The following is a 24,780-nucleotide window of genomic DNA, read 5'->3' on the forward strand; positions in this document are numbered from 1 at the left end:
ACCTCGACGCGATGACCACCCACGACCAGAGCGTTCTCGAGCGGCAGCCGACCACGGCACCTTCTCGGCACGCGGGCGTCGGGCGTGGCGACGTCGTGGCGGCAGTCGGATTTCTGGTCGCCGCCGTGTACGTCCTACAGGGCCAGTGGCGCAATCTGAGTGGTGGTTACCTCTACAACAGCGGCCAGGACCAGACGATGTGGGAGTGGTTCTTCTCCGTCGCCGCCCATGCCGTCGCGCATCTGGACAACCCGCTGTCGAGTGACCTGCAGAATTACCCACTCGGGGTGAATCTGATGGCGAACACGGCGATGTTCGGCATTTCGATCCCGCTGGCCCCGATCACGTTGCTCTTCGGACCTACGGTCACCTGGGCAATCGCCCTCACCGCCGGCCTGGCCGGAACCTCTTTCGCCTGGTACTGGCTGTTCTCGCGTCAGCTGAACGCCTCCAAGGGTGCGGCCGCGATCGGCGGTGCGCTGTGCGGCTTCGCGCCCGGAGCAATTTCCCACGCCAACGGCCACCCCAACTTCGTGGTGCTGTTCCTGCTTCCGGTCATCGCGATGCTGGTCACGCGCATCGCCCACGGCGGCGGAACCACCAAGAACACCGTCGGGCTCGGCCTGATCGTCGCGCTGCAGATCCTGCTCGGCGAAGAGCCGCTGCTGATCTTCGCGATGTCGTTCGCCATCTTCGTTGTCGTCTACTACGTGTCTCGGCCACGTTCTCTTTGGCCTGCCGTCCGCAGCGCCGCGCCCCGGCTTGCTGTCTCCGCGGGTATCGCCCTGACCGTCGTCGCGCTGCCACTGTGGTGGCAGTTCTTCGGCCCGCAATCGTATTCCTTCCTCGAACACGGACCGATGGGCAACGACGCAAAAGCGCTGTTCCAGTTCCCGACGCAATCCATCGGTGGCGTCGCGACTCCAGGGCAGAACGTCCGCATCAACGCCACCGAGGAGAACGCGTACTTCGGTTGGCCCTTGCTGGTGCTGTGCCTGGTGGCCGCGGTGTGGATGTGGCGTGTTGCCTGCGCCAGGGCGGCTGCGGCAACGGCAGTCGTCATGAGCGTGCTCTCACTCGGTGCGACGCTGATGATCGGCAAGAACGACACCGGCATCACCCTGCCGTGGACCAAGCTCGCCGAGTACCCCCTCGTCGAGTCCGTCCTCGAGACCCGCTTCGCCCTCGGTGCAGTCCCCGCACTGGCCCTGCTGCTCGTGCTGGCCACTGACCGCACGTTCCGTAACGGGCTGCGCCCACTGCCTGCCTTGTGGATCGCCGGACTCGCCCTCGCACTCGTTCCGCTGATCCCGACGCCGCTGGTTGCCGTCGACAAATCTCCGACGCCGGAGTTCTTCGCCGACGGCGAGTGGGAGAACTACGTCGACGACGGTTCCGTCGTCACCGTGCCCCTGCCACGGCCCGAGGACGCCCGCCCGCTGCGCTGGCAGATGGACGCCGACATGGGCTTCAAGCTGGCAGCCGGATACTTCGTCGGACCGAGTGATCAAGAAGAGAAGGTTGCCAAGTACGGAGCCGTCGACCGGCCGACGGCACTGTTGCTGGGCTCGGTGTACGACCAAGGCACTGTCCCGGAGATCACCGACGATCGACGTGCGCAGGCCGTCGAGGATCTGACGTTCTGGGAGGCGGACGTCGTCGTACTGCCGCCGAGCAAGCGGACCGTTGCACTGCGCACCACCGTCACCGAACTGCTCGGTGTCCAGCCGCAATACACCGGTGGCGTGTGGGTGTGGGATGTGCGGACGCTCGTCCAATAGCATCGTCGGCGTGCCCGAGACCGCTCCGAACGTCAAGACCGCGCGGTTGATCGCGATCATCACCGGAATCATCGGTGCAGTCCTGGCCATCGCCACCCCCCTACTCCCGGTTCAGCAGGACGTCGCCACGCTGTCGTGGCCGCAGAGCTCGTTCGGCAGCGTCAACGCTCCCCTGGTGAGCTACTCGCCCGTCGACCTCGAAGCAACTGTTCCGTGCCGCGCGGCCACTGCTCTCACCGACGGCGGCACGCTTGTCTCCACCGCACCGCTAGCCGCTGCCAAAACCGAGCAGAAGGCACTGATCGTTCGGGTCGACGACGACCGACTGCAGGTGCTGCTGCGCGATCGCGTTCTTGCCGAGGCACCGATCGCCGAACTGAGCGGTAACTGCGCGCTGACGGTTTCCTCGAACGCCACCAACACGATCGTCGACCTCGACGGCGAGACGAGCACCGTGGACGGAGACATCCGGCCGCAGGTCGTCGGCGTCTTCACCGATCTCACGGCACCGGTCGACGGCCTGAACGTGCGTGCCGACATCGACTCGCGCTATTCCTCCGCTCCGACGACGTTCAAATTGCTGTCGATGATCGTCGGCGCACTCGCTGTCATCGCCTCCCTGTTCGCGCTGCATCGGCTCGACGGCATGGACGGGCGACGCCACCGACGATTCCTCCCCTCGCGCTGGAAATCCGTGACCGGCGTCGACGCCGTCGTGGTGGGTGTGCTGGTTCTGTGGCACTTCATCGGCGCCAATACCTCCGACGACGGTTACCTGCTCAACATGGCCCGCGTCTCCGAGAACGCCGGCTACATGGCCAACTACTTCCGCTGGTTCGGCGTTCCGGAAGCACCGTTCGGCATGCCGTACTACGACATGCTCGCTGCTCTGGCCAAGGTCAGCACCGCCAGCATCTGGATGCGCCTGCCCGCCACCATCGCAGCGCTGCTGTGCTGGATGGTCATCAGCCGAGAAGTGATCCCTCGCCTCGGCCGCGCGGTGATGACCAACCGCGTCGCGCTGTGGACTGCGGGGCTGGTGTTCCTCGCCTTCTGGCTGCCTTACGACAACGGACTGCGCCCGGAACCGATCATCGCTCTCGGCGCACTGCTCACGTGGTGCTCGATCGAACGCGCCATCGCCACCGGACGACTGTTGCCCGCCGCGATCGGCACACTGATCGCCGCGTTCTCGCTCGCCGCCGGACCGACCGGATTGATCGCCGTCGCCGCCTTGCTCGCCGGGCTGCGCCCATTGGTGATGATCGTGGTCAAGCGAGCTCGTGAGGTGGGCCTGCTCGCCGTTCTCGCGCCGCTGTTCGCGTCGGGACTGGCGGTGCTGATCGCGATCTTCGCCGACCAGACTCTGAGCACCGTGCTCGAAGCTACCCGGGTGCGCTCGGCCATCGGACCGAACGTGCCGTGGTTCGAAGAGCGCGTGCGCTGGGACGCATTGATGACAATCTCTCCCGACGGCTCGCTTGCGCGACGGTTCGGCATGTTCGCGATGCTGCTGTGCATCGTCGTGTGCATCGCGGTGATGCTCCGCAAGAACGGACGCATTCCAGGCACGGCCACCGGGCCGTCGCGTCGAATACTCGGAATCATCTTGGGCGCATTGGCTTTGATGATGTTCACCCCCACCAAGTGGACCCACCACTTCGGTGTCTACGCCGGTCTCGCGGCGTCGCTCGCTGCATTGGCGGCAGTGGCCGTGACCGCCGCGACCGTGCGATCTCCGCGCAACAGAACCCTGTTCACTGCCGCAGTTCTGTTCATGACGGCGGTGGCGTTCACCAGCTCCAACGGTTGGTGGTACGTCTCGAGTTACGGCATTCCGTGGTTCGACAAGCCGCCGTCCATTGCCGGCAAGGGCTTTTCGACGATCCTGCTCGGTCTGACGGTTCTGACTCTGCTCTACGCGGCCTACCAGCACGTTCGATTGCCTTATCGCAGAAAAGAACCCACCACACGACGCCGATTCGCGCCGTCCGCACTGACCATCGTCGCCGGCGGCGTCGTCGCCTTCGAAGTGCTCTCCTTCGCCAAAGGTGCTGTGGCGCAATATCCCGCGTACTCCATCGCCCGCTCCAACTTCTCGGCTCTCGCCGGAAACTCGTGCGGACTGGCCGGTGACGTGCAGGTGGAAACCGACGTCAACGGATCGGTGCTGCAACCGATCGACCCAGCAGCGGACGCACTCGGAGCGGGCGGTAGCACCGGATTCACGCCCGACGGCGTCGCCCAGGATCTGACCGCAGACTCCGAGGACACCGCGCAGGGCAGCGCCAACTCCATCCGGCCCGAGGACTCCGAACAGAGCGCGGCGGCAACGTCGTCGAACTCCGCGGGTACGTCGGGCGGTACCAACGAGAACGTCGGAATCAACGGTAGCTCGGTTGCCCTGCCCTTCGGCTTGAATCCCGCGACCACTCCAGTGCTGGGTAGCTTCGGTGCCACCGAGCCTGCATCGCTGACCTCCGGTTGGTACCAACTCTCCGACACCGACCGCGGCGACCTGATCGCCATCGCCGCCGCAGGCCGAATCCGGTCGGTGGACAAGGACGGCATCGTCACCCCGGGCCAACGCGTCGAACTCGAATACGGGCGCCGCGACGGTAGCGACGTGCAGGCACTGGGCCGCGTCACGCCTCTCGATATCGGCCCGTCGCCGTCGTGGCGCAATCTGCGGGTCCCGATGAGCGATCTACCGGCCGAGGCAGACGTCGTTCGCATCGTCGCCGAGGACAACGATCAGACCGGCGATCAGTGGCTTGCCGTCACCCCGCCGCGCGTCCCGAAGACACAGACGCTGAACTCGCTCGTCGGATCGACCGATCCGGTGTTGCTGGATTGGGCCGTCGGACTGGCGTTCCCGTGCCAGCGACCGTTCGATCATCGGGACGGCGTCGCCGAGGTGCCGAAGTACCGAATTCTGCCCGACCGCACGGGGGCCGAATCCACCAACGCCTGGCAGGACTCGATCGGCGGTGGCCCACTCGGCTGGACCGAGCTGCTCCTCGGTGCACAGACACTTCCGTCCTACCTCGCCGACGACTACTCCCGAGATTGGGGATCGATCGAGAGATACACGCCACTCGATCCTGACGCGGCGACGGCCGAGATCGCCGTCCAGCAGCAGTCTCGGTCGGGACTGTCCAGCGACGGACCGATGAAAACAGACTGAGGTCCCGTTTTCCGGTGGGTTACGGGGACGGCGCCTGTGTGACCTCTTCGTCACGCTCGCATAACATCGACTCTCGTGCCCGACGTCGTGACAGATTCATCAGCTGGTCCCCCTGTCCCCGCTCCTCTGCGAGCCTCGGACGAACTTCGTGCTCAGGTGCGAATTCCCCGGCTGATCGCCATGGTGGCAGGCGTGCTCGGTGTGTTGTTCGCGCTGATCACTCCGTTCGCGCCTGTCACGCAGACCACCGCCACCATCTCCTGGCCGCAGAACGGGCTCCTGCAGGACGTGGACGCCCCGCTGGTGTCCCAGGCACCGGTGAGCCTCACTGCGACCCTGCCGTGCTCTGCTGTCGCCGGGCTCCCCGCGTCGGGCGGGCTGCTGTTGGCGACGGCGCCCCCGCAGGGTGAGGGCGCTGCGCTGAACAGTTTGTTCGTGCGCGTCGGCGAGTCGAACGTCGACGTCCTCGATCGCAACGTCGTGGTTGCGACGGCACCTCGCGCCGACGTCGAGAGCACTCGCTGCGCGGCCATCGACATCACCTCGAACGATCAGTACACCTCGGCCGCATTCACCGGCCTGACGAACGACGACGGCCAGCCGCTGCAAGGCAGGCTCGACGGTGATCTGCGCCCCCAGGTCGTCGGCATCTTCAGCGATCTCAGCGGCGCAGCCCCCGCGGACATGTCCGTCACCGTCGACGTCGACTCCCGTTTCTCGTCGTCGCCGACGTTGCTCAAATCGCTGATCATGATCCTGGCGATCGCCTGCACCGCGCTGGCCATCGGTGCACTCGGACGACTCGACGGCACCGATCGCCGCGCACACCGCCGCTTCTTTCCGTCGCACTGGTGGAAGTTCACCGGTGTCGACGTCACCGTTCTCGGCGTCCTGGTGGGGTGGCACTTCGTCGGCGCGAACACCTCCGACGACGGTTACCTGCTCACGATGGCCCGCGCCGCGGACCACTCCGGTTACATGGCCAACTACTTCCGCTGGTTCGGCGTACCCGAAGCACCGTTCGGCTGGTACTACGACGTACTCGCCGTCTTCGCCAAGGTCTCGACCGCAAGCCCGTGGATGCGTCTCCCGGCTCTCATCGCCGGTGTCCTGTGCTGGATGGTGATCAGCCGCGAGGTGGTTCCGCGCCTCGGACGCGCAGTACGCAAGTCCAACGTCGCGCTGTGGACCGGCGGACTGGTGTTCCTCGCCTTCTGGCTCCCGTACAACAACGGACTGCGCCCCGAGCCGATCGTCGCCCTCGGCGCACTGCTCACCTGGTGCTCGGTGGAGCGTTCCATCGCCACCGGCCGGCTACTGCCTGCCGCCGCAGCATGTCTCATCGGAGCCTTCACCCTCGCCGCCGCCCCCACCGGATTGATGTGTGTGGCAGCACTTCTCGCCGGTGCACGGCCCATCGCGCGGATCGTCGTCCGACGCCACCGTCAGGTCGGCACCCTCGCCATGCTGGCACCGTTGGCCGCGGCAGGCGTGCTCGTCCTCGTCGTGGTCTTCGCCGACCAGACGTACGCAACAGTCATCGAGTCCACCCGAGTTCGGACCATCATCGGCCCCAACGAGGCCTGGTACCAGGACTTCCTGCGGTACTACTACCTCTTCGTCCAGACCGTGGACGGCTCCGTCGCACGCCGCTTCGCGTTCCTGACGATGCTCCTGTGCCTCTTCACGACGCTGTTCGTGCTGCTGCGTCGTCGCCGCATCCCCGGCATTGCGAACGGTCCGGCCTGGCGTCTGCTCGGCGTGGTGCTCGGCACCATCTTCTTCATGATGTTCAACCCCACCAAGTGGACTCACCACTTCGGTTCCTACGCCGGAATCGCCGGTGGGCTCGCCGCCCTGACCGCCGTGGCCGTCTCGGCCAGCGCCCTGCGTTCGCGGCGCAACCGCTCACTGTTCGCAGCCGGGCTGATGTTCGTTCTCGCACTGTCGTTCTCGGGCATCAACGGCTACTGGTACGTCTCGAGCTACGGCGTGCCGTGGTTCGACAAGACGGTGTCCCTGGGTGGCAACGAATCGGGCACCCTGTTCCTGATCCTCTTCGGCCTGGTACTTGCCGTCGCCGCCTTCCAGTACCTGCGTGAGGGATACGCTCCGCCACAGCCGAAGCCGACGTCGGCGCGCGGTAAGCGCATCCGAAAGTTCGCTGCCGCACCGCTGACCGTCATTGCCGGAATCATGGTGCTGTTCGAGGTGCTCTCGCTGGTCAAGGGTGCCGTCTCGCAGTACCCCGCGTACTCGCTCGCACGCTCCAATGTGCAATCGGTCCTGGGTAATTCGTGCGGGCTCGCCAACGATGTTCTCGTCGAGTCCAACCCCAACGCCGGCATGCTCAGCCCGCTGCCGGACGAGTTCGATGCCACCGCAGGCCCGCTCGGTGGATCGAGCTCCACCCTGCGCAACTTCACCGCCAACGGCATCCCCAGTGACCTCAGCGCCGATGCTGTGGAAGTCAAACCAGGACAGGGCAATACCGACCAACAGGCCGTCGGACCCGCCTTCGAGGAAGGTCAGAGTTCCGGTACCGCAGGCGGCACCGGCGTCGTCGGCGTCAACGGCTCGAGTGCAGCACTACCCTTCGGCCTCGACCCCGCCAGCACCCCGGTACTCGGCTCGTACCAGGAGGGCATCCAGGAACCCGCGTCGGCCACGTCGAGCTGGTACCAACTGCCTGCTCGTAGCGACGACGCACCCCTGGTCGTCTTCTCGGCAGCCGGACGGATCTGGTCGTACGACGACACCGGAGCCCTCACCTACGGGCAGTCACTGCTGCTCGAATACGGCAAGCGTCAGCCCGACGGAACCGTCCAGGCCGAGGGCACCTACCTCCCCCGCGACATCGGACCTGCACCTTCGTGGCGCAACCTCCGAATCCCGTTGGCGGACATCGCGCCTGACGCCGATGCCGTCCGCATCGTCGCCAACGACCCCAACCTCACCGGCGACCAGTGGCTCGCGTTCACCCCGCCGCGAGTTCCGATGATGGAAAACCTGAACACCGTGATCGGCAGTGAACAGCCCGTTCTGCTCGACTGGGCCGTCGGACTTCAGTTCCCGTGCCAACGCCCCTTCGACCACCGCTACGGCGTCGCCGAAGTGCCCGGATACCGCATCCTCCCCGACCGCCCACTCGCCGTCAGCTCCACCGACACCTGGCAATCGGGCGAGAACGGCGGCCCACTGGGCTGGTCCGAACTGCTCGCCAAGCCCATCACCGTCCCCACCTACCTGAAAAACGACTGGGCCAGGGACTGGGGATCGTTGGAGCGCTACGAGCAGTACTACCCGGGCGCGGTGCCCGCCGACCTCGACACCGCCGACGTCACCCGATCGGGTTGGTACAAGGACGGACAACTGCGAGTTTTCGAGGACTGACTGCTCGCCCCCGCTCCTCGTCAACCCTCCCCCCTTGGGATCAATGTCCCTTTGTTGCACTCTGACTGACTGAATCCCGCATTCATTCGGAAGGGGGTGGGTGCGTTGTCGTCCGAGCGGGGGCCTACCAGTCACCCCTGACTATTTCCGATGCGTAAGCCACGATTCGACGCACTTGTGCACAACCCCGGCAGCCATCCACAGGGAAACCGCGAACGATGGTTTACGGCGTCGGAGTGTCAGTGTCGCGTCCGACAGTCGAGGCATGAAACGGGGAGCTTGGGCCACAGACTTATCGACACTCGAGGACGTCGCCGATCACGGCGTCGTCACAAGGGCGCAGTTGCGTGCAGCGGGCGTCGCGGACGGCACGGTAGCCGGTAGGTGTGCTGCCGGCGGACCCTGGCAGCATTTACTGCCGGGGGTGGTGCTGCTGTACAACGGCTACCCCTCTCACCAACAGCGGATGGCTGCGGCATTGGCGTATGGCGGGCCACACAGCATTCTCACTGGGAACGCGGCATTGAGCGTCCATGGGTTGGGGCCGAATCCACCCTCGAACGAAGTTCACATTCTGGTACCGAACGAGATGCAACGGGCGTCCGTCAAGTTCGTGCGATCCGAACGCACCTGGCGCATGCCCGAAGCGGCGTTCGAGCACGGTCCGCGCTGTGCTCCGGTAGTCCGGAGTGTCGTCGACGCGACCCGCGCGCTCCGCGGTCGATCTCAGTGCACGGCTTTGATTGCCGAGATCATCAGACGGGGTGCGGTATCACTGGAAGAGCTGGCAATCGAGTTGGCGGAGGGGCCGAGACGTTACAGCGCCTCGACCCGGCTGGCGATAGGGGACTTGCTCGGTAACGCCCACTCCGTCGCCGAGGCCGACGCTCAACGTCTCTATCGGTCGAGCGGGCTCCCGCCGATGATTCACAACGCCCGCCTGTTCGCCGCCGACGGCACATTCCTCGGTAGTCCCGACGGCTTCCTCGACGAGGTCTGTTTCGGGTGGGAGATCGACTCACTCGCCCATCACCTGTCACCGATCGACCACGCGAAGACGATGACTCGTCGCGCCCTCATGCAGCGTCACGGTGCAATCGTCGTGTCACATCTCCCGCAGGACATCCGCGACGACCCACAGCGCGTGCTTGCGGACCTCCGGGCCGGCTACAACCAGGCCCTGGACCGGCCCCGCCCGAACCTTGTTGTTCGCCAGAACCCAATGCCCGTGGGATGAATGTCCCTCGTACTCACTTCAATTGCAAGAAAGTCGCATTCATTCGCTTCTGACTTCTGGAGACAGATGAATGAATGCGACTTCGTTGCAATCTGAGTGACTGAAACCCACATTGATCCCAAAGGGAGCGCAGCGACCGAGACTAGATCGGGAGCAACGAGTGCTTACGTGGACTCTTGTGTACTTCCTTGTCCTTCAGGATGTGCAGGGCCTTACGGATTTCGAGGCGCGTGCTCGACGGCTCGATGACGGCGTCGATGTAGCCACGCTCGGCCGCGATCCAGGGGGTTGCGACATGCTCGTTGTAGAAGTTGATCAGCTGCTTGCGCAGGGCCGGTGCATTTTCTCCGGCCTCGGCGAGTTGCTTACGACTCATGATGTTGATGGCACCCTCGGCACCCATGACGGCGATGCGGGCGGTCGGCCAGGCGAGGTTGATGTCGGATCCGAGCTGCTTCGAGCCCATCACCGCGTATCCGCCGCCGTACGACTTACGAATCACCACAGTCAGTTTCGGCACCGTCGCCTCGACGAACGAGAAGATGAAGCGGCCACCGCGATGGATGACGCCGAGGGTTTCCTGGTCCACGCCGGGCAGGAAGCCGGGTGTGTCGACGAGGAAGATGATCGGAATGTTGTAGGCATCGCTGAGACGAATGAATCGGGCAGCCTTGTCCGCTGCCTTGGCGTCGAGTGCTCCGGACAGGTGCATCGGCTGATTACCGACGATTCCCACCGGCCGGCCGTCGACGCGAGCGAAACCGGTGATCACGTTCGGTGCCGTCTGCCCCGAGAGTTCGTGGAATTCACCATCGTCGAAAATGCGCATGATGATGTCGCGCATGTCGTAACCGGCATTGTCTGCGTCGGGCATGAACGAGTCGAGTGTGCGATCGGAGTCGGTGATCTCTGGCTCGAGTCCCGGATTGATCACCGGCGACTCTTCCTGGCAGCTCGACGGCATGTAGCTCAGATAGTTTCGGATCCAGTCGAACGCGGCCTTCTCGTCCGCCGCCACATGGTGCACGTTGCCGTTGATTGCCTGCACCCTCGCACTACCGAGGTCGTCGAGGCTGACGTCCTCGCCGGTCACGGACTTGATGACGTCCGGACCGGTGACGAACATGTACGCCTCTTCGGTGGCGACGACGATGTCGGTGTTGATCGGCGCGTACACCGCACCACCGGCGCATTTACCGAGGATCAGCGAGATCTGCGGGCACAGGCCGGACAGCGCTTCGTGACGTCGACCCAGTTCGGCGTACCACGCGAGCGAGGTGACGGCGTCCTGTACGCGAGCTCCACCGGAGTCGTTGATGCCGACGACCGGGCAACCCATCTTGATCGCGAAGTCCATGATGCCGGCGACCTTGCGGCCGAACATCTCGCCGACGGTTCCGCCGAACACCGTCTGATCGTGCGAGAACACCGCGATCGGGCGGCCGTCGACGGTTCCGTGTCCGGTGACGACGCCATCGCTGTAGAGGGCACCGGGATCGTTGGGGGCCTTCACCAGTGCGCCGATCTCGACGAAACTACCGGGATCGAGCAACGAGTTGACGCGATCGCGGGCACTGGGGATGCCCTTCTTCGCGCGCTTCGCTATCCCGATCTCGCCGGCCGGTTCCTTGGCCAGTTCGAGCCTCGCCCGTAGTTCGGCCAGCTTCTCCGCAGTGGTGCCACTCAAGATTTACGCTCCGGTTCTTGCAGACTCGATGTTCTCGAGCGTCTTCGACAGATGGGCCGCAATTTTTCCAATGTACGGCTCGTCGACGACCGCGAGGTGATCGCCTCCGACGTAGACGATCTCGAGGTCCTTCACCACCGGTCCCCAACCACCGTGCTCTTCGCGGGTGGCGTACGCAGGCTCGAGCGCGATCGCGTCGTCGTGGTACTTGTCGGCCAGATACAGCGTCACGTGCCCGCCGTACTCCTTGAGCTCGGCCGTCTGGATCGCGCGATTGTCCAGCCATGAGGTGCGCTGGTGCTCGATGATTCCACCGGGAATCTTTGCGCCACTGAGCTTGACCAGATCGGTGATGATCCGGATCTGGCCCTCGTCGTCGGAGTCGACCAACTTGTCGTAGGGGATCGGGTAGTCGACGTTGTAGGCCTTCTTGGCGAACGCCGCGTACCGCTCCCAGCGCTTGCGTACCTCGTCCTTGGTATCCGGGATCGCGGTGCCCGGCATGACGGTATCGAGCAACCCGACGTAGGCGACCTCGATGCCGTCCTCTTCCATCTGACGTGCCACCTCGTAGGCGAGGATGCCGCCGAGCGACCAGCCGACGAACACGTACGGCCCTTCGGGCTGAATCGCCTTGATCAGCGGCACATACTCCGCGGCGCGCTTGGCGATGGGGCCTTCGACGCGCTCGAGGCCGTACATCGGCGTGCCCGCCGGCAACTTCCGCAGCAACGGCTCGTACGCGACCGTGGAGCTACCCGCCGAATGGAACGCGAATACCGGTGTGGCGGTGGAGCCCTCGGGGCGAGCCCGAAGAGTCCGCACGACGCCATCGATCTCACCGTCTTCGAGGTGCGGGCGAACCTTGTCTGCGAGCTGCTCGATGGTCTCCGAATCGAGGACGTCGTCGAAGGTGATCTCGCCACCGGCCCGCTCGGTCAGACGAGCAGCCAACTTCTCGGCCGTCTCGTCGTCGAGGATCGGCAGGGTGTTGAAGATGCCCTTGGCCGATTCCTTCGTCACGACTGCCCACGTTGCGAACGTCATCCGCTCGGCGTTGTCGCGCGGCGGTACGTCGGAACCGGCCGCTTCGGCGAACGCTTCCTTGCCGCCCAGGTCGGTCTGCGCCGCGGCAGCAACAGCCGGGGCAGCAACAGCCGGGGCAGCATTCTCGACGGGAGCATCACCCTCGGCCACGGGAGCCGGTTCGACCGAAGCCGGCGCGACAGCAGCCTGTTCGGCCGCCTTCTCCGCTGCCTGCTTGTCGGCCAGTGCCTGCACCTCGTCGCGGTTGTCGATCGCGTAACGCAGGTACTTCTCCACCTCACGCAGGTTTGCATCGCGCACGGCCTGCAGTTGCACTGTGGGAATGTCGAATTCGTATTCCACACGGTTCTTGATGCGGACGGCACTGAGCGAATCGAGCCCCAGTTCGATCAGCGGGACCTCGGGCGGCAGATCCTCGGGTGCGTAGCCCATGGACTCGGCAACGATGATCGCCAACCGGTCTTCGAGCTTCTGATTGCCGTTCGGGTCCCACCGGTCACCGAACGTCTCGACGACCTCCGGCAACTCTTCCATCGGCGACGAGCTCTGATGTTCTACGGCCACAACCGGTTCCGGACGTACGTCACCGGAGGTGACGACGGCCTCGTGCAGCAGGACGAATGCCGAACCCTCGTGTGCATGCACCTGCACCGACGCGCCACCGAGGTGGGAAGTCAGTGTGGTGACGACCGTGCCCACCTTCGGCACTGCAGCATGGGAAACCGAAACACCAAGGGCCACATCGGAGAACACCTGCGACGCAGCAGCAGTGACGAGTGCATCGAAGCCGGTGACGGCCGAGGCCTGAACTTCCCAGACGTGGCGGCCGTCGGGCAGCGCGACGCGTGCGCCGGGCACCCGCGTGTTACCGCTGGAGCTGACCTGCGAGTTGAGCCAGAACTCCTTGCGCAGGTACGCAGTTCGCGGGATAGCGGCGTACGGGCCGGGCTCGAACAGTGTTGCCAACTCCAACGCGTGCCCATGGACGTACAGCTGCGCCAGCGCGGCCAGGAATGTCTCGGCCTCGTCTTCTTTGCGCTTGAGAGTCGGGATCAACGTCGAGTCCGCGACGCCTGCAGCCCATGCGGTCGCGGCCACGGACATCAACGCAACCGGGTTGGGCGCGAGCTCGATGAACGTCGTATGTCCATCTCCCACAGCGACATTGACGGCCTGCGTGAACCAGACCGGATGACGCATTCCCTTGGTCCAGTAGTCGACGCCATGGATCGCCGCATGTCCGACGCGATAGTGCGCCTCACGATCGACCGACGAGTAGACCCCGGCGGTGAGCTTGCTCGGTTCAATTCCGGCCAGTTCGGCGGCCAGTTCGCCGAGCAGCACGTCGACTGCCGCGGTGTGGCCGGCTCCCTTGACGTCGAGCAGGCGGGCCATCTTGCCTGCGGCCTCGGCCATTTCGACGAGAGCCTCGACCTCGGCGCGCGGTCCGCCGACCGTGGTGTGCGTCGGTGCGGCGTAGACGCAGGGTTCCACGTGCGGGAACTGATCGGTGAGGGTCTTGACCTCGTCGGGGGTGTACTCCACCAGCGCCATCGCACCCTGCGAGGCAGCACCGAGGCCGTCCTGGCCCTCGGCCAGCAGCCGTGAGCGGGCGTAGATGATGCGGACGGCGTCTTCGAGGTTCAGGCCTCCGGCGACGTAGGCTGCCGCGACCTCGCCCATCGAGTGTCCGATGACGGCCGACGGCTCGGCACCGTGCGCGCGAAGTGTTGCCGCCAAGGCGATCTGGATGACGAAGATGGCAACCTGCGAATTCTCGAACTCGTAGGTCTGTGAGTCGTCGAGGATGATCTCGCGGATGGAATAGCCGGCTTCGTCGACGAGTAGCTCGTCCACCTTGTCCACCTCGGCAGCGAACACGGCGTTGGTTCGGTACAGCCGCGATGCCATCTTGCGGTGTTGCGAGCCGAAGCCGGAGAACACCCACACCGCGCCGTTGGACGCGGGGGAATCCGCGGAGAACACGCCAGGGCCCGGCTTGCCGGCTGCGATGGCGCGAAGGCCGGCGATGGCCTCGGCTGTAGTGGATGCGAGAACCACTGCGCGCGAACGCCCGTGGTTGCGGCGAGCCAACGTGCGGCCCACGTCGACCAGAGGTGTCGTGCTGCCCTCTTCGGTCTCGAGCCAGTCGGCCAACTCCGATGCAGCCCGCTTGCGGCGAGACGGCAGAGCTGCGGACACAGCGAGAATCACTGTCTCCGAACCGGTTTCAGTATCGGACTCAGTGGTCTCGGCCAGGATGGTCTCGGCCTCGGCGACCGGATCGGTCGTCTCGACCGCGGACACGATGGGCTCCGAAACGACAGGCTCGGGATCGGCAACGATCGGCTGTTCCTCACCGGCCACATCGGTGAGGCCCTCGACGAGAGCGGGCTCCGGGTCGACGGCCGAGGCGTCGAACACGCCGTCGGTCTCACCCGGGACGTACTCGCGCACAACGACGTGCGCGTTGGTACCGCCGAAGCCGAAGCCGGATACGCCTGCGACGGCCTTGCCGGTGTAGCGCGGCCAGTCGGTGGCCTCCGGGATGACCTGCAGGTGTGCCTTGTCGAAGTCGATGTACGGGTTGGGGCCCACGTAGTTCAGCGACGCGGGCAGCTTGTTCGCCTGCATCGCGAGCACGACCTTGATCAATCCTGCTGCGCCTGCAGCAGATTCGAGGTGACCGAAGTTGGTCTTCGCCGACCCCAGCAGGGCCGGCTTGTCGGCGTCGCGGCCTCGGCCCACCACTCGACCGAGAGCGTCGGCCTCGATGGGATCGCCCAGGATGGTTCCGGTGCCGTGCGCTTCGATGTAGTCCACGCCCGACGGGTTGATGCCGGCGTCGCGGTAGGCGAAGCGCAGTGCGTCGGCCTGCGCGTCCGGGTTCGGCGCCAGCAGACCGTTCGAGCGGCCGTCCTGGTTGATCGCGGATCCGGCGATGACGGCGAGGATGTCGTCCCCGTCGCGTTCGGCGTCCTCGAGTCGCTTCAGAACGACGAGTCCGCCACCCTCGGAGCGGATCATGCCGTTCGCGTCGGACGAGAACGCCTTGATCTTGCCGTCGGGCGCGAGCACACCCGTCTGGCCGAATCCGACGGTGATCGGCGGCGCGAGCAGCATGTTGACGCCGCCTGCCACGGCCAGATCGGATTCGCCGGTACGCAGGCTGCGCACCGCCTGGTGCACGGCTACCAGCGAGGACGAGCAGGCGGTGTCGACAGCGATCGACGGTCCGCGGAAGTCGTAGAAGTACGACACCCGGTTGGCCACGATGGCCGTCGAGGTGCCGGTGAGCGCGTACGGGTGCACGGCCGGGTCGCTGACGGCGATGAGCTGGTAGTCGTTGGACGAGCTACCGATGAAGACGCCCACCTGGCGGCCCTTGACCGAGCTGGCGGGAATGTGCGCGTGCTCGAGCGCTTCCCACGTCAGTTCCAGAGCGAGCCGCTGCTGCGGATCGACGTTGACGACCTCGTTGGGCGACATCGCGAAGAACTCGGCATCGAAGGTCTTCACGTCGTCGAGGTAACCGCCCTTGGTGACCGTCGCGGCCACGGCTGCGGCGATGACGGGATCGGACGTGAATTCCTGCCAGCGGCCGTCGGGTAGATCGGTGATGCCGTCGCGGCCCTCGATGAGCAGCGACCACATCTCCTCGGGAGTGTGCCCGGTGCCGGGGAAGCGGGACGACAGGCCGACGATCGCGACGTCGTGTGCGTCGCCCGACTGTCCGCCGCCGGTGTAGAAAGCGTCGTCGACGGTGCCGACCGGCTCGTCGGGCTCGCCCTCGATGATGATCTTGGCCAGCGAGGCGATGGTGGGGTGCTGGTAGACGACGGTGGCCGTCAACGTGACCCCCACCAGTTCTTCGATCTCCCCGCTCAGTGCGACGGCATCGCGAGAGGACAGACCGAATTCCTCCATCGGACGGTCGTCGGAGATGGCCGACGCCGGTTGCCCGGTCGCGTCCGCAACCCAGTTGCGCAGCCAATCCCGCAGTTGGGCGACCGTGAGGTCCGTCCCGTCCACACTCTGAATCTTGTCTGTCTCTTGTTCAGCCATTACTCACCAAGCTATGTATCGAAGGAACGGGAGGCCCAGAGATCAGTCGGGCAATTCGGCGTCCGGGAACGCCGTCTGCTGATAACCGCCGCGGAGCGTGCCCTCGATGTAGGCGGCCTTGCAGGCCCGCCGGGCGATCTTGCCGCTGGAGGTACGCGGAATGGAACCGGCAGGCACGAGGAGGACGTCGCGAACCGTGACGCCGTGTCGCGCAGAAACCGCGGTACGCACCTCGTCGGCGATCGGCTGCGGGTCTGCCTTGCCGGAGCCTGGAGCACGCTCGGCGACGATGACGAGCTGTTCGGAGCTGTCGTCCGAGTCCTTCGTCAGGGCCGCGCCACTGAACTCGAACACGATGTCGGGGAGCTGATTGAGCGGGACGGCGAACGCCGCGACGAAGCCCGGCCGCAGCGCCTTGCTGGCTTCCTGGGCCGAGAATTCGAGGTCCTGCGGGTAGTGATTGCGGCCGTCGACGATGACGAGGTCCTTGACGCGGCCGGTGATGTAGAGCTCGCCATCGTGATAGACACCGAAGTCGCCGGTACGCATCCAGTTGCCACCCTCGGGAGCACCGTCTGCATGCGAGCCCTCGGGGCTGCGGTGTACGAGCTTGTTGTGGAAGGTCTCGGTGGTCTCGGTCTCGCGACCCCAGTAGCCCTGACCGATGTTCTCGCCGTGCAACCAGATCTCGCCGACGTGCTCGTCTGCAACCTCGGTGGCGGTCTCGGAATCGACGATGGCTGCCCATTGGCTGCGGGCGACCGTTCCGGTGGACACCTGCGGGATTGCACCGGGTGCATCGGGGGCGACGACCACGAAGTTGCCTGCGTTGAGCTCGACGCGGTCGACGTAGACGACCTTGGCCTCGTCGGCGTGCTTACTGGTGGAGACGAACAGCGTGGCCTCGGCCATGCCGTAGGACGGCTTGATGGCGGACTTCGGCAGGCCGTAGGGGCCGAACGCGTCGTTGAACTTCTTCATCGACGACGTCGTGACAGGCTCACTGCCGTTGATCAGACCGATGACGTTCGACAGGTCCAGGCTCTCGCCGTTCTTCGGCAATCCACGCTGAGCGGCGTGCTCGAAGGCGAAGTTCGGTGCCGCGGCGAACGTGCCTGCGCCGTCGGAGACCGCAGCGAGTTCCTTGATCCAGCGCCACGGCCGCTGTACGAACGCGCGCGGGCTCATGATGGTGATGTATTTGCCACCGAGCGCAGGCAGGATGACGGTGAGCAGACCCATGTCGTGGAACATCGGCAGCCAGGTGACGCCACGCGAATCGTGGTTGATCTCCATACTGTCGACCATCTGCAGCGCATTGACACCGACCGCGCGGTGGGTGATCTCCACGCCGGCCGGGGTTCGCGTCGAGCCTGACGTGTACTGCAGGTAGGCGATGTCGTCGAGCGTTGCCGTCGGCTCCACCCACGTCTCACCGACACTGTCCGGGACGGCGTCGACGGCGATGATCCTGGGACGCTCCGCGGCCGGCAGTGCGCGGAAGAACGCCCGTACGCCTGCCGCCGAGTTGCTCGCCGTGAGGATGGCGCTTGGCTTGCAGTCACCGAGGACGGCATGCAAGCGGTCGGTGTGGCCGGGCTCGTCCGGGTCGAACAGCGGCACCGCGATGGTGCCCGCGTAGATCGCACCGAAGAAGGCGATGACGTACTCGAGACCCTGCGGGGCCAGAATCGCGACTCGATCGCCGGGCTGGGTGACCTGCTGCAGGCGGGCCGCAACCGCCTTGAGTCGGGTTCCGAACTCGGCCCAGGTCAGCTCGTGCGCCTCGCCGTCACGCTCGCGGGAGTAGTCGACGAAGCGGTACGCCAGCGTGTCGGAATTCTCTTGAACGTTCACCTCGACGTGACGGACGAGCGTTTGCCCTTCACCGATCGTGATGTGGCCGTTCTCATCGATGAAATCATCGAAATTATGGCTCATTACTTCAATCTCCTCCGACACGAATCCGCTGTCGTACAGCCTGCGTGAACCGAACGCACACGCCGAACTGCACGAGCACGGACACCGAACAGCTTTGTATGTTACTGACTAGTAGCTCTACCGGTGTCGGTTTGGCACCTGGCTTCGAGGCCAGCTACATGGTACCGACACGCGCCTTCGTCACTCGCCTTTCAGCAAGTCGACAACCGGTGCGAATGCTTCCATTTGAGTAGGGAAAACCCCGACATAGGACATCGTCGTTCGCGCGCGAACGTTACGGATTTGATCGGCTATCTCCTCGTACGTCCCGAATGCGAGGTACGGAGACGACAGAATGTCCTCCACGGTCAGCTTGACGTCGACGTCCACGTTCGGTGGGTAGCCGTTGTCGAGGGCAGCCAACGCCATCTCGGCCATCTGCTCTCGATCGTCGGTCACGACGATGGTGGTGATCGCCCAGTTGAGTTCGATGTCGTCGAACCGGTCCCCGGCGGCGGCACGAATCAGTTCGACGCGCTCGAGGGTCTTCTCGATGGTCATGCCCGACAGCAGCAGCTTGCCTTCCTTCGAGGTGCTCGGCACCACCGAGATGATGTCTGCGTGCTTGGCCGCCAGCGCGAGCATCTTCGGACCGCCGCCACCGATGCAGATCGGCGGACGCGGCCCCTGCCTCGGCCGAGGGCTGCCCTTCAGTCCGGAGATCGTGTAGTGCTTGCCCTCGAAATTGCATTCCTGACCGCGCAGCAGCACGTCGAGAATTTCGAGGGTCTCCTCGAGCTTCTCGATTCGCACTCCCGGACGGTCGTACGTGATGCCCGCCTTGTCGTACTCCTCGCGCATCCACCCCGCACCGAGACCGAGTTCGAGTCGGCCACCCGAGAGCACATCGATGGTCGCCGCGTCCTTGGCCAGCACCGCGGGATGCCGAAAGCCGTTCGCCAACACTGCCGTGCCGAGCCGGATCTTGTCGGTGGCGACGGCAAGTGCGCCGAGCGCTGCGATGGGACCGACCTGATTACCCAGGTGATCGGGAATCATGAAGCTGTCGTATCCCAGTTCCTCTGCCTGTTGCGCCAGCTTGATGAATTTCCGAGCTCCACCCTCCTCGGCGTTTCCCTCTCCGCCCGCAGCGAATCGGAATTTACGCGGCCCGGCGGTCGCGGCCTCGGCGGAACTCATCTAATGCTCTCCTCGGGGGTCTTCGAACGTGTGTCGGTCCGAAAGCAGCTGGTCGGTAGGGCGCTGGAGGCAGCCGGCCGGAGCCGATCTGCGCAGGTCCAAGGCGTCACTCTAGCCGCTCGCCGGAATGGATCACACCGGCTGGGGGTTGCCGGGCTCAGGTTTGTGCGCGGCAATAGTTCGCGACACGCCGCGTTGTGATGTGTCCGTTATAAACGGCACGTACTCACGAATGAGCGGGTGTCGGGGCATTCTCGATCAGCCCGGCAGCCCACGCTGCCGTCCACTGCGTAGCCGTCGTGTCGGAGCCGTCGACGACGAAACTGTTGTAGGACGCGTGCACGGGATTGCCGGCAGCACCGATCAGAATCTGGATGCTCTGCGGAATGTTGCGCAGCGACAATCCATCCGACGGCGAGGAACAGATCAAGTCCCCGGGTGCGCAGATCTGATTGGTCCGGTCGTCGAGCGCTCCGAACCCGCCGTCCCGACGCCCCGTCATGGTGATACCGGGCAGGTCGAGTCCCCCGAGTGCCACCTCGGCGCCGACGCCGTCGAGCGGGCCTGGGACGTCGGTTCCCGAGACTCCGTCGCGTCGACCGTCGGCGATCAGGGTCACCCCGAGTACTCGATCGGCGGAGATGGGGCCGTTGCCCGCTCCGATGTCGGACGCGATATCGCCGGAGATGACCGCACCCTGAGAGAAGCCTGCGAGCACGAAGTTGGTGAGCGGGCACCGTGCGCTCACATCGGTCATCTTCTGCACTGCAACAGCTTTGCCCTCGGTGCGGCTGTTGTTGTAGGACTGCTGACCGTCCGGCGGCAGAGCGATGGGATTCGAGAACTGAGCCACATACGGCACGGTGTAGACGTCGGCGCGCGATCCGGGGAACTGCTCCTGCAACGGACGCGTGACGTTGAGCATCAGCGACAGCGGGTTGGCCGTCGGGTTGTACGGATCGTCGGTGGACGAGGACTCCCAGGTGCCGGGAATGGCGATGACCTGCACGTCGGGGCAGTCCGCCGGCTGTGACGTCGGCTCTTCCGGCCCCGGCGGTGGCACCGGAGTATCCGGGCCCTTCGGCAACCGTCCGGCGAGTAGGTACCAGAGGGCGACGATGATCAAACCGAGGATCACCGCGACTGCGATCACCGGGAAGATTCTGCGCTTACGCTTGGCCATCAGCGTGGATCTCCATCAGCGTAAATCTACGGCCTGCAGTACGTCGCCTGCGCGGCGGCGATGTAGGTCTGGGCAGCCTGCTGAGCCTGTGTCTCGCTCATCTGCGTTCCGGCCGCACTGGCTTCGACGCCGACGTTCGCGGTGACGTACGTCGAGATCTCGTCCGCCGCCACACTCTGGGCCTGCGCGGCGCAGATGTAGTTGGCCGTCGAGACCGCGATGTCGCCGTTGCCCGCCGGCGTGATGCCCTGCTTCTTCAGCTCGTCGAGGAAGCTCTGACCGCGATCGTCGATCTGGCTCTCCGTCGGGCCCGGGAAGTCGTCCGGAACGGGTTGCGGCTGCTCCGGCGGCGCGGTGGCCGCCTCACCCGGGCTCGTCGTGGGGGCGGCAGTGGTGCTCTCCGCCGCCGACGTCGTCGAACTCGCCTCGGTTGTCGTCGTGGCTGCTGTGGTGGTGGTGCTCGTCGGGGCTCCGGTGGCCGTCGAGTCGTCACTTCCACACGCCACCAGCATCGAGCTCGCTGCCACGGCGAGTACGCCGAGGGACAGAGTTCTGGCCGGAGAGTTACGCGTCATCGATCGAAAATCCTTCGGTCGTCGGGTCGCAGGCGAGCGTACAGCCACGCTCTGAGAGAACTCTGAAGCCGTGGACGACTCCGAAGCACTCTCGAGGTCACGGCGCGATCGTCGCGACGCCGTCCTTGACGGTGATGATGCCGAACTGGAAGTTCTGCTGCTTGCCGCCACCGTCGATGTCGAACTGATCGCTGGTGGGGTAGCCGAGGCGGCCGCCCTCGTAGCCCACCGATCCCCAGGCGTCGAAGATCGGTCCGTACGGGGTGGACCAGGCTCCGCTGACCGGGCTCCAGTAGATGTTGCCGGTCTCGAACTGGTTGAAGCGTCCGCCATCCCGGATCGGGCCGAGCTCGTTGGACTTGGGGAACCCGAGAGATCCACTCTCCCAACCCAATTCACCATACTTGCCGAGAATCATGCCCTGCACAGAGTGCACTCCGGCATCGGGCGAGGTGTAGATCGCACCGATCTCGAATCCCTGAACCGACCCGGGCTTGTTCGGAGTGACGACTTCGTCGAGCACCGGGTAACCCAGAGGCCCACCCTCGTAGCCCTGGGCTGCCCACTCGTCGAGCACAGCTCCCTTGACCACGTGAGCGCCGGTCTGCGGCGTGAAGTAGACCATGCCGTTCTGGAAGGCGTTGAACCGTCCACGACCGTCCGGGGTACCGATCTCGCCGGTCTTCGGGAACCCGAGCGCACCCTCGGGGCCCTTGTTGCCCTGGTAGATGCCACCGATCGCGCCGGCGACCACCTGCGCGCCGGTGTCAGGGGTGAAGAAGACCCGGCCGAACGTGAAGTCCTGAGCGCGACCGCCTGCGACGTTGTATTCCTCGGTCAGGCACGGGCCGAGCCACGAGTTGGCACCGCTGGCGTTGCCGATCAGTCCGGCAGCACTGCACGCGGGCTTGTCCACCTCGACACCGAGCGCGGTGGCGAGCTGCGGCCACAGCTGGTGCAGCTCGAACTGCCAGTACGGCCACGAGTGCGTGCCCGACGGCCGGTAGTTGACCTGAGCCGGGATACCGAGCTGATTGAGCTTGGTGGCGAAGGTCTGCGAGGTCAACCGCGACAGGATCTCGAGGCCCATGCCGGCGTAGTTGGTGCTCACACCCGGGATGGGCGATGGCTGATCGTACGGACCAGTGGAACCGTTGCCGCTGGAGATGTAGAGGCTGACACCCTTCAGCTTGTCGGCCAGCAGGTACGGATCATGTTGTGCCCACAGGGAATTGGACGGCGATCCCCACATGGCGCTGGAGTTGTAGCCGCCGGCGTCGGTCATTGCGTACTGGATGGCCTGCGGCATGCCGAGTGAGGTGGTGGTCAGGATGCCCGAGAGCGAGCCGGCGAACTTGAAGAAGCCGGGGTTGCGCGCTGCGAGGAACATCGCCGAGGTGCCGCCCATCGACAGTCCCACGACGCCGCGGGTGTCGGTGCTACGCCAGTCCTTGGCCAGGATCGGGGGGAGCTCCTTGGTCAGGAACGTCTCCCACTGGTAGTTCTTGCCGTTGTCCTGATCGACCCAGTCGGAGTAGAAGCTGGACTGACCACCGATGGGGAGGACGACGTTGACGTTCTTGTCGGCGAAGTACGACTCGGCGTCGGTCTCGGCCGTCCAGCCGTTCTCCTGATCGGTCGCACGCAGGCCGTCGAGCATGTAGACCTGCGGGAACGTCGCCTGCGGGTTGATGTTCCAGTCACGGGCGAGCAGCAGCTGAACCTGGATGGGTGTGCCCATCGAAGGCGACCGGATCCACAGTGCCACGCGGCGATCGGAAAGCCAGTCCACGGACGTCACCGTGGCACCGGAGGTCTGGGTGTAGGCCGGTCCGGCGTGGGCGATCGGAGCCGCCTGTGCAATCGGAGCTGCGGACGCCACCGTCGTCGTCGCAAAGGGAATCATCAGCGCGGAGGCGACGGCCAGTGCTGCTGCCGCTCTCCCGGCCCGTGTGCCGGCCGATGGGATTCGACCGAACCGAACAAGCCCAGTGCGCATGATGGTGACTCTCTTTCGACGTGAACTCTCGAAGGTCTCGTTAGGAGACATGCTTCGTATGTCTTTCTACACGTGCCGGATGGCGACGGACAGCAGACGCGCTGTGACTGATGGTGCAATTGTGAACAGAGGTGACGGATTCGATCCCGCCGAAACCGAAAATGCCGCCCGGCGCACAAACGCAGGGCGGCATTTTCGGAGCATCGACTACCCGACGGGATCAGGCGTTCAGTGCGTCCAGGATCTGGGTGCGAGCCTTCCACAGCTCGGCTCCCCAGTACGGCCAGGCGTGAATGCCGTTGGCCGGGAAGCTGTAGGTGGCCGGGATTCCCAGCGTGCCCATGCGAATCTGGAATGCACGAGTGTTGGCGAGCGAGAGTGCCTCGAGGGCCATGCCGTTGGCGGTGTTGTAGAAATCGATCGGCGCAGCCGGGTGGTCGAACTGGCCGGGCAGGCCACTGGCTGCCGAGATGTACAGCGACAGTCCCTGCAGACGCGGCGCGAAGACGAACGGGTCGTTGCGCAGCCACGCCGGGTTCCACGGCGGTCCCCACATGGAGTCGACGTTGAAGCGACCTGCGTCGAGCATCGCAACGCGGATGGCTTCGCGCATACCGGGCGCGGAGATGTTCAGGTAACCCGAGAGCGAGCCGGCGAACTTGAACTGATCGCGGTGGTACGCCGCGAGCGTCAGAGCCGCGGAACCACCCATGGACAGTCCGAGGACACCGTTGTTGCTGCGCGAGACGCCGTAGTTCTCGAGGAACGCCGGGAGCTCCTGTGTCAGGAACGTCTCCCACTTGTAGGTGACTTCCTGGCCGTTGAAGTTCGACGAGGTGTACCAGTCGCTGTAGAAGCTGGACTGACCACCGACGGGCATGACCAGGGTCACGTCGTCGTTGGCGAACTGGTCCTGCGCGTTGGTCTCGAACGTCCACGCGTTGCGGTCGTCGCGGGCGCGCAGGCCGTCGAGCAAGTAGAGAGCAGCATTTCCGCCGCGGGCCGCCCACTGAACCTGAACCTTGATGGGGCCCATCTCGGACGGAACGATCAGGTCCTCGCGGCCACCGGCCGGAGTCTGGTGCACGACGGACGCTGGTGCCGCAACTGCGACGGCTCCGCCGACCACACCGGCTGCGATGGGCAGAACGAGCGCTGCTGCGCTGACGCCGAGCAGGCGCTGACGCCAGCGTGAGGAGGCCTTCGGTGTACTGCTGAGGCCGGCAAATCGCATGAAATGGTGCTCTCTCTCATCTACGCGGTCTCCGCTGTCGTAGCGGCCCCCGGCAATCGAACAGGGCGAACTGGTGGCCCCGTGAGGCCGAGGTGAAGCTGGGGATGCTGACAAGACCGAAGCCTCGAGAAGCTGAGGTTCTGCTGAGAACAGGAGAACCGCTCGATGGAGGTTATTCCATCGAGCGGTTCCAAGGCAAAACTGTGATCAGCGTCGCAGTTTCATCTCGCCGTCTCCCCGAAACAGGAGACTATCCTGCGTCGTCCCCGCTG

The 24,780-nt window shown here is 65.1% G+C and carries 12 protein-coding genes; 4 read left to right on the forward strand and 8 right to left on the reverse strand.

Annotated elements, in window-relative coordinates; genetic code table 11:
• Positions 1-11: 11 nt before the first annotated feature.
• The 4 genes from O4220_RS00620 (at position 12) to O4220_RS00635 (ending at position 9,598) form a co-directional block, all read left to right on the forward strand.
• A complete protein-coding gene (locus tag O4220_RS00620; RefSeq protein ID WP_269601629.1) occupies positions 12-1,781 on the forward strand; it encodes a glycosyl transferase in 1,770 nt (589 codons plus the stop codon).
• A complete protein-coding gene (locus O4220_RS00625) occupies positions 1,759-4,968 on the forward strand; it encodes an arabinosyltransferase domain-containing protein (RefSeq protein ID WP_420030291.1) in 3,210 nt (1,069 codons plus the stop codon). Before O4220_RS00620 ends, O4220_RS00625 begins: the two co-directional genes overlap by 23 nt.
• Before the next feature lie 75 nt (positions 4,969-5,043).
• Positions 5,044-8,361 (forward strand): arabinosyltransferase domain-containing protein, encoded by a 3,318-nt coding sequence (locus O4220_RS00630; protein ID WP_420030292.1) that lies wholly within the window; start codon positions 5,044-5,046, stop codon positions 8,359-8,361.
• 265 nt (positions 8,362-8,626) lie between these two features.
• Positions 8,627-9,598, forward strand: a complete 972-nt coding sequence (locus O4220_RS00635; protein ID WP_269601632.1) for a hypothetical protein — start codon at positions 8,627-8,629, stop codon at positions 9,596-9,598.
• Positions 9,599-9,740: 142 nt separating this feature from the next.
• Here O4220_RS00635 and O4220_RS00640 read toward each other — a convergent pair whose 3' ends face one another.
• The 8 genes from O4220_RS00640 to O4220_RS00675 all read right to left on the reverse strand — a co-directional run bounded on the left by O4220_RS00640 (position 9,741) and on the right by O4220_RS00675 (position 24,508).
• A complete protein-coding gene (locus tag O4220_RS00640) occupies positions 9,741-11,285 on the reverse strand; it encodes an acyl-CoA carboxylase subunit beta (RefSeq protein ID WP_269601633.1) in 1,545 nt (514 codons plus the stop codon).
• A 3-nt stretch (positions 11,286-11,288) separates the two neighbouring features.
• A complete protein-coding gene (pks13, locus tag O4220_RS00645) occupies positions 11,289-16,397 on the reverse strand; it encodes a polyketide synthase Pks13 (RefSeq protein WP_269601634.1) in 5,109 nt (1,702 codons plus the stop codon).
• 42 nt (positions 16,398-16,439) lie between these two features.
• On the reverse strand, positions 16,440-18,338 hold the full coding sequence (gene fadD32, locus O4220_RS00650) for a long-chain-fatty-acid--AMP ligase FadD32 (protein WP_269601635.1): 1,899 nt from the start codon (positions 18,336-18,338) through the stop codon (positions 16,440-16,442).
• Positions 18,339-18,518: 180 nt separating this feature from the next.
• Positions 18,519-19,517, reverse strand: coding sequence for an LLM class F420-dependent oxidoreductase (locus O4220_RS00655; protein ID WP_032381083.1), 999 nt, complete (start codon positions 19,515-19,517; stop codon positions 18,519-18,521).
• Positions 19,518-19,743: 226 nt separating this feature from the next.
• Positions 19,744-20,700, reverse strand: a complete 957-nt coding sequence (locus O4220_RS00660; protein ID WP_269601636.1) for a cutinase family protein — start codon at positions 20,698-20,700, stop codon at positions 19,744-19,746.
• A 26-nt stretch (positions 20,701-20,726) separates the two neighbouring features.
• Positions 20,727-21,275, reverse strand: a complete 549-nt coding sequence (locus tag O4220_RS00665) for a DUF732 domain-containing protein (protein WP_269601637.1) — start codon at positions 21,273-21,275, stop codon at positions 20,727-20,729.
• Between the two features lie 97 nt (positions 21,276-21,372).
• Positions 21,373-23,274 carry an alpha/beta hydrolase-fold protein gene (locus tag O4220_RS00670; protein WP_420030293.1) on the reverse strand — a complete coding sequence of 634 codons (1,902 nt, stop codon included), beginning with the start codon at positions 23,272-23,274 and terminating at the stop codon, positions 21,373-21,375.
• A 220-nt stretch (positions 23,275-23,494) separates the two neighbouring features.
• Positions 23,495-24,508, reverse strand: coding sequence for an alpha/beta hydrolase (locus O4220_RS00675; protein ID WP_269601638.1), 1,014 nt, complete (start codon positions 24,506-24,508; stop codon positions 23,495-23,497).
• Positions 24,509-24,780: the final 272 nt, after the last annotated feature.

This window comes from Rhodococcus ruber (genome assembly GCF_027270735.1).
GTDB classification, from domain to species: domain Bacteria; phylum Actinomycetota; class Actinomycetes; order Mycobacteriales; family Mycobacteriaceae; genus Rhodococcoides; species Rhodococcoides rubrum_A.

Coding starts and splice junctions, on each gene's coding strand:
- O4220_RS00620 (WP_269601629.1), top strand. CDS start 12: ATGACCACCCACGACCAGAGCGTTCTCGAGCGGCAGCCGACCACGGCA.
- O4220_RS00625 (WP_420030291.1), top strand. CDS start 1,759: ATGTGCGGACGCTCGTCCAATAGCATCGTCGGCGTGCCCGAGACCGCT.
- O4220_RS00635 (WP_269601632.1), top strand. CDS start 8,627: ATGAAACGGGGAGCTTGGGCCACAGACTTATCGACACTCGAGGACGTC.
- pks13 (WP_269601634.1), bottom strand. CDS start 16,397: ATGGCTGAACAAGAGACAGACAAGATTCAGAGTGTGGACGGGACGGAC.
- fadD32 (WP_269601635.1), bottom strand. CDS start 18,338: ATGAGCCATAATTTCGATGATTTCATCGATGAGAACGGCCACATCACG.
- O4220_RS00655 (WP_032381083.1), bottom strand. CDS start 19,517: ATGAGTTCCGCCGAGGCCGCGACCGCCGGGCCGCGTAAATTCCGATTC.
- O4220_RS00660 (WP_269601636.1), bottom strand. CDS start 20,700: ATGGCCAAGCGTAAGCGCAGAATCTTCCCGGTGATCGCAGTCGCGGTG.
- O4220_RS00665 (WP_269601637.1), bottom strand. CDS start 21,275: ATGACGCGTAACTCTCCGGCCAGAACTCTGTCCCTCGGCGTACTCGCC.
- O4220_RS00670 (WP_420030293.1), bottom strand. CDS start 23,274: ATGCGCACTGGGCTTGTTCGGTTCGGTCGAATCCCATCGGCCGGCACA.
- O4220_RS00675 (WP_269601638.1), bottom strand. CDS start 24,508: ATGCGATTTGCCGGCCTCAGCAGTACACCGAAGGCCTCCTCACGCTGG.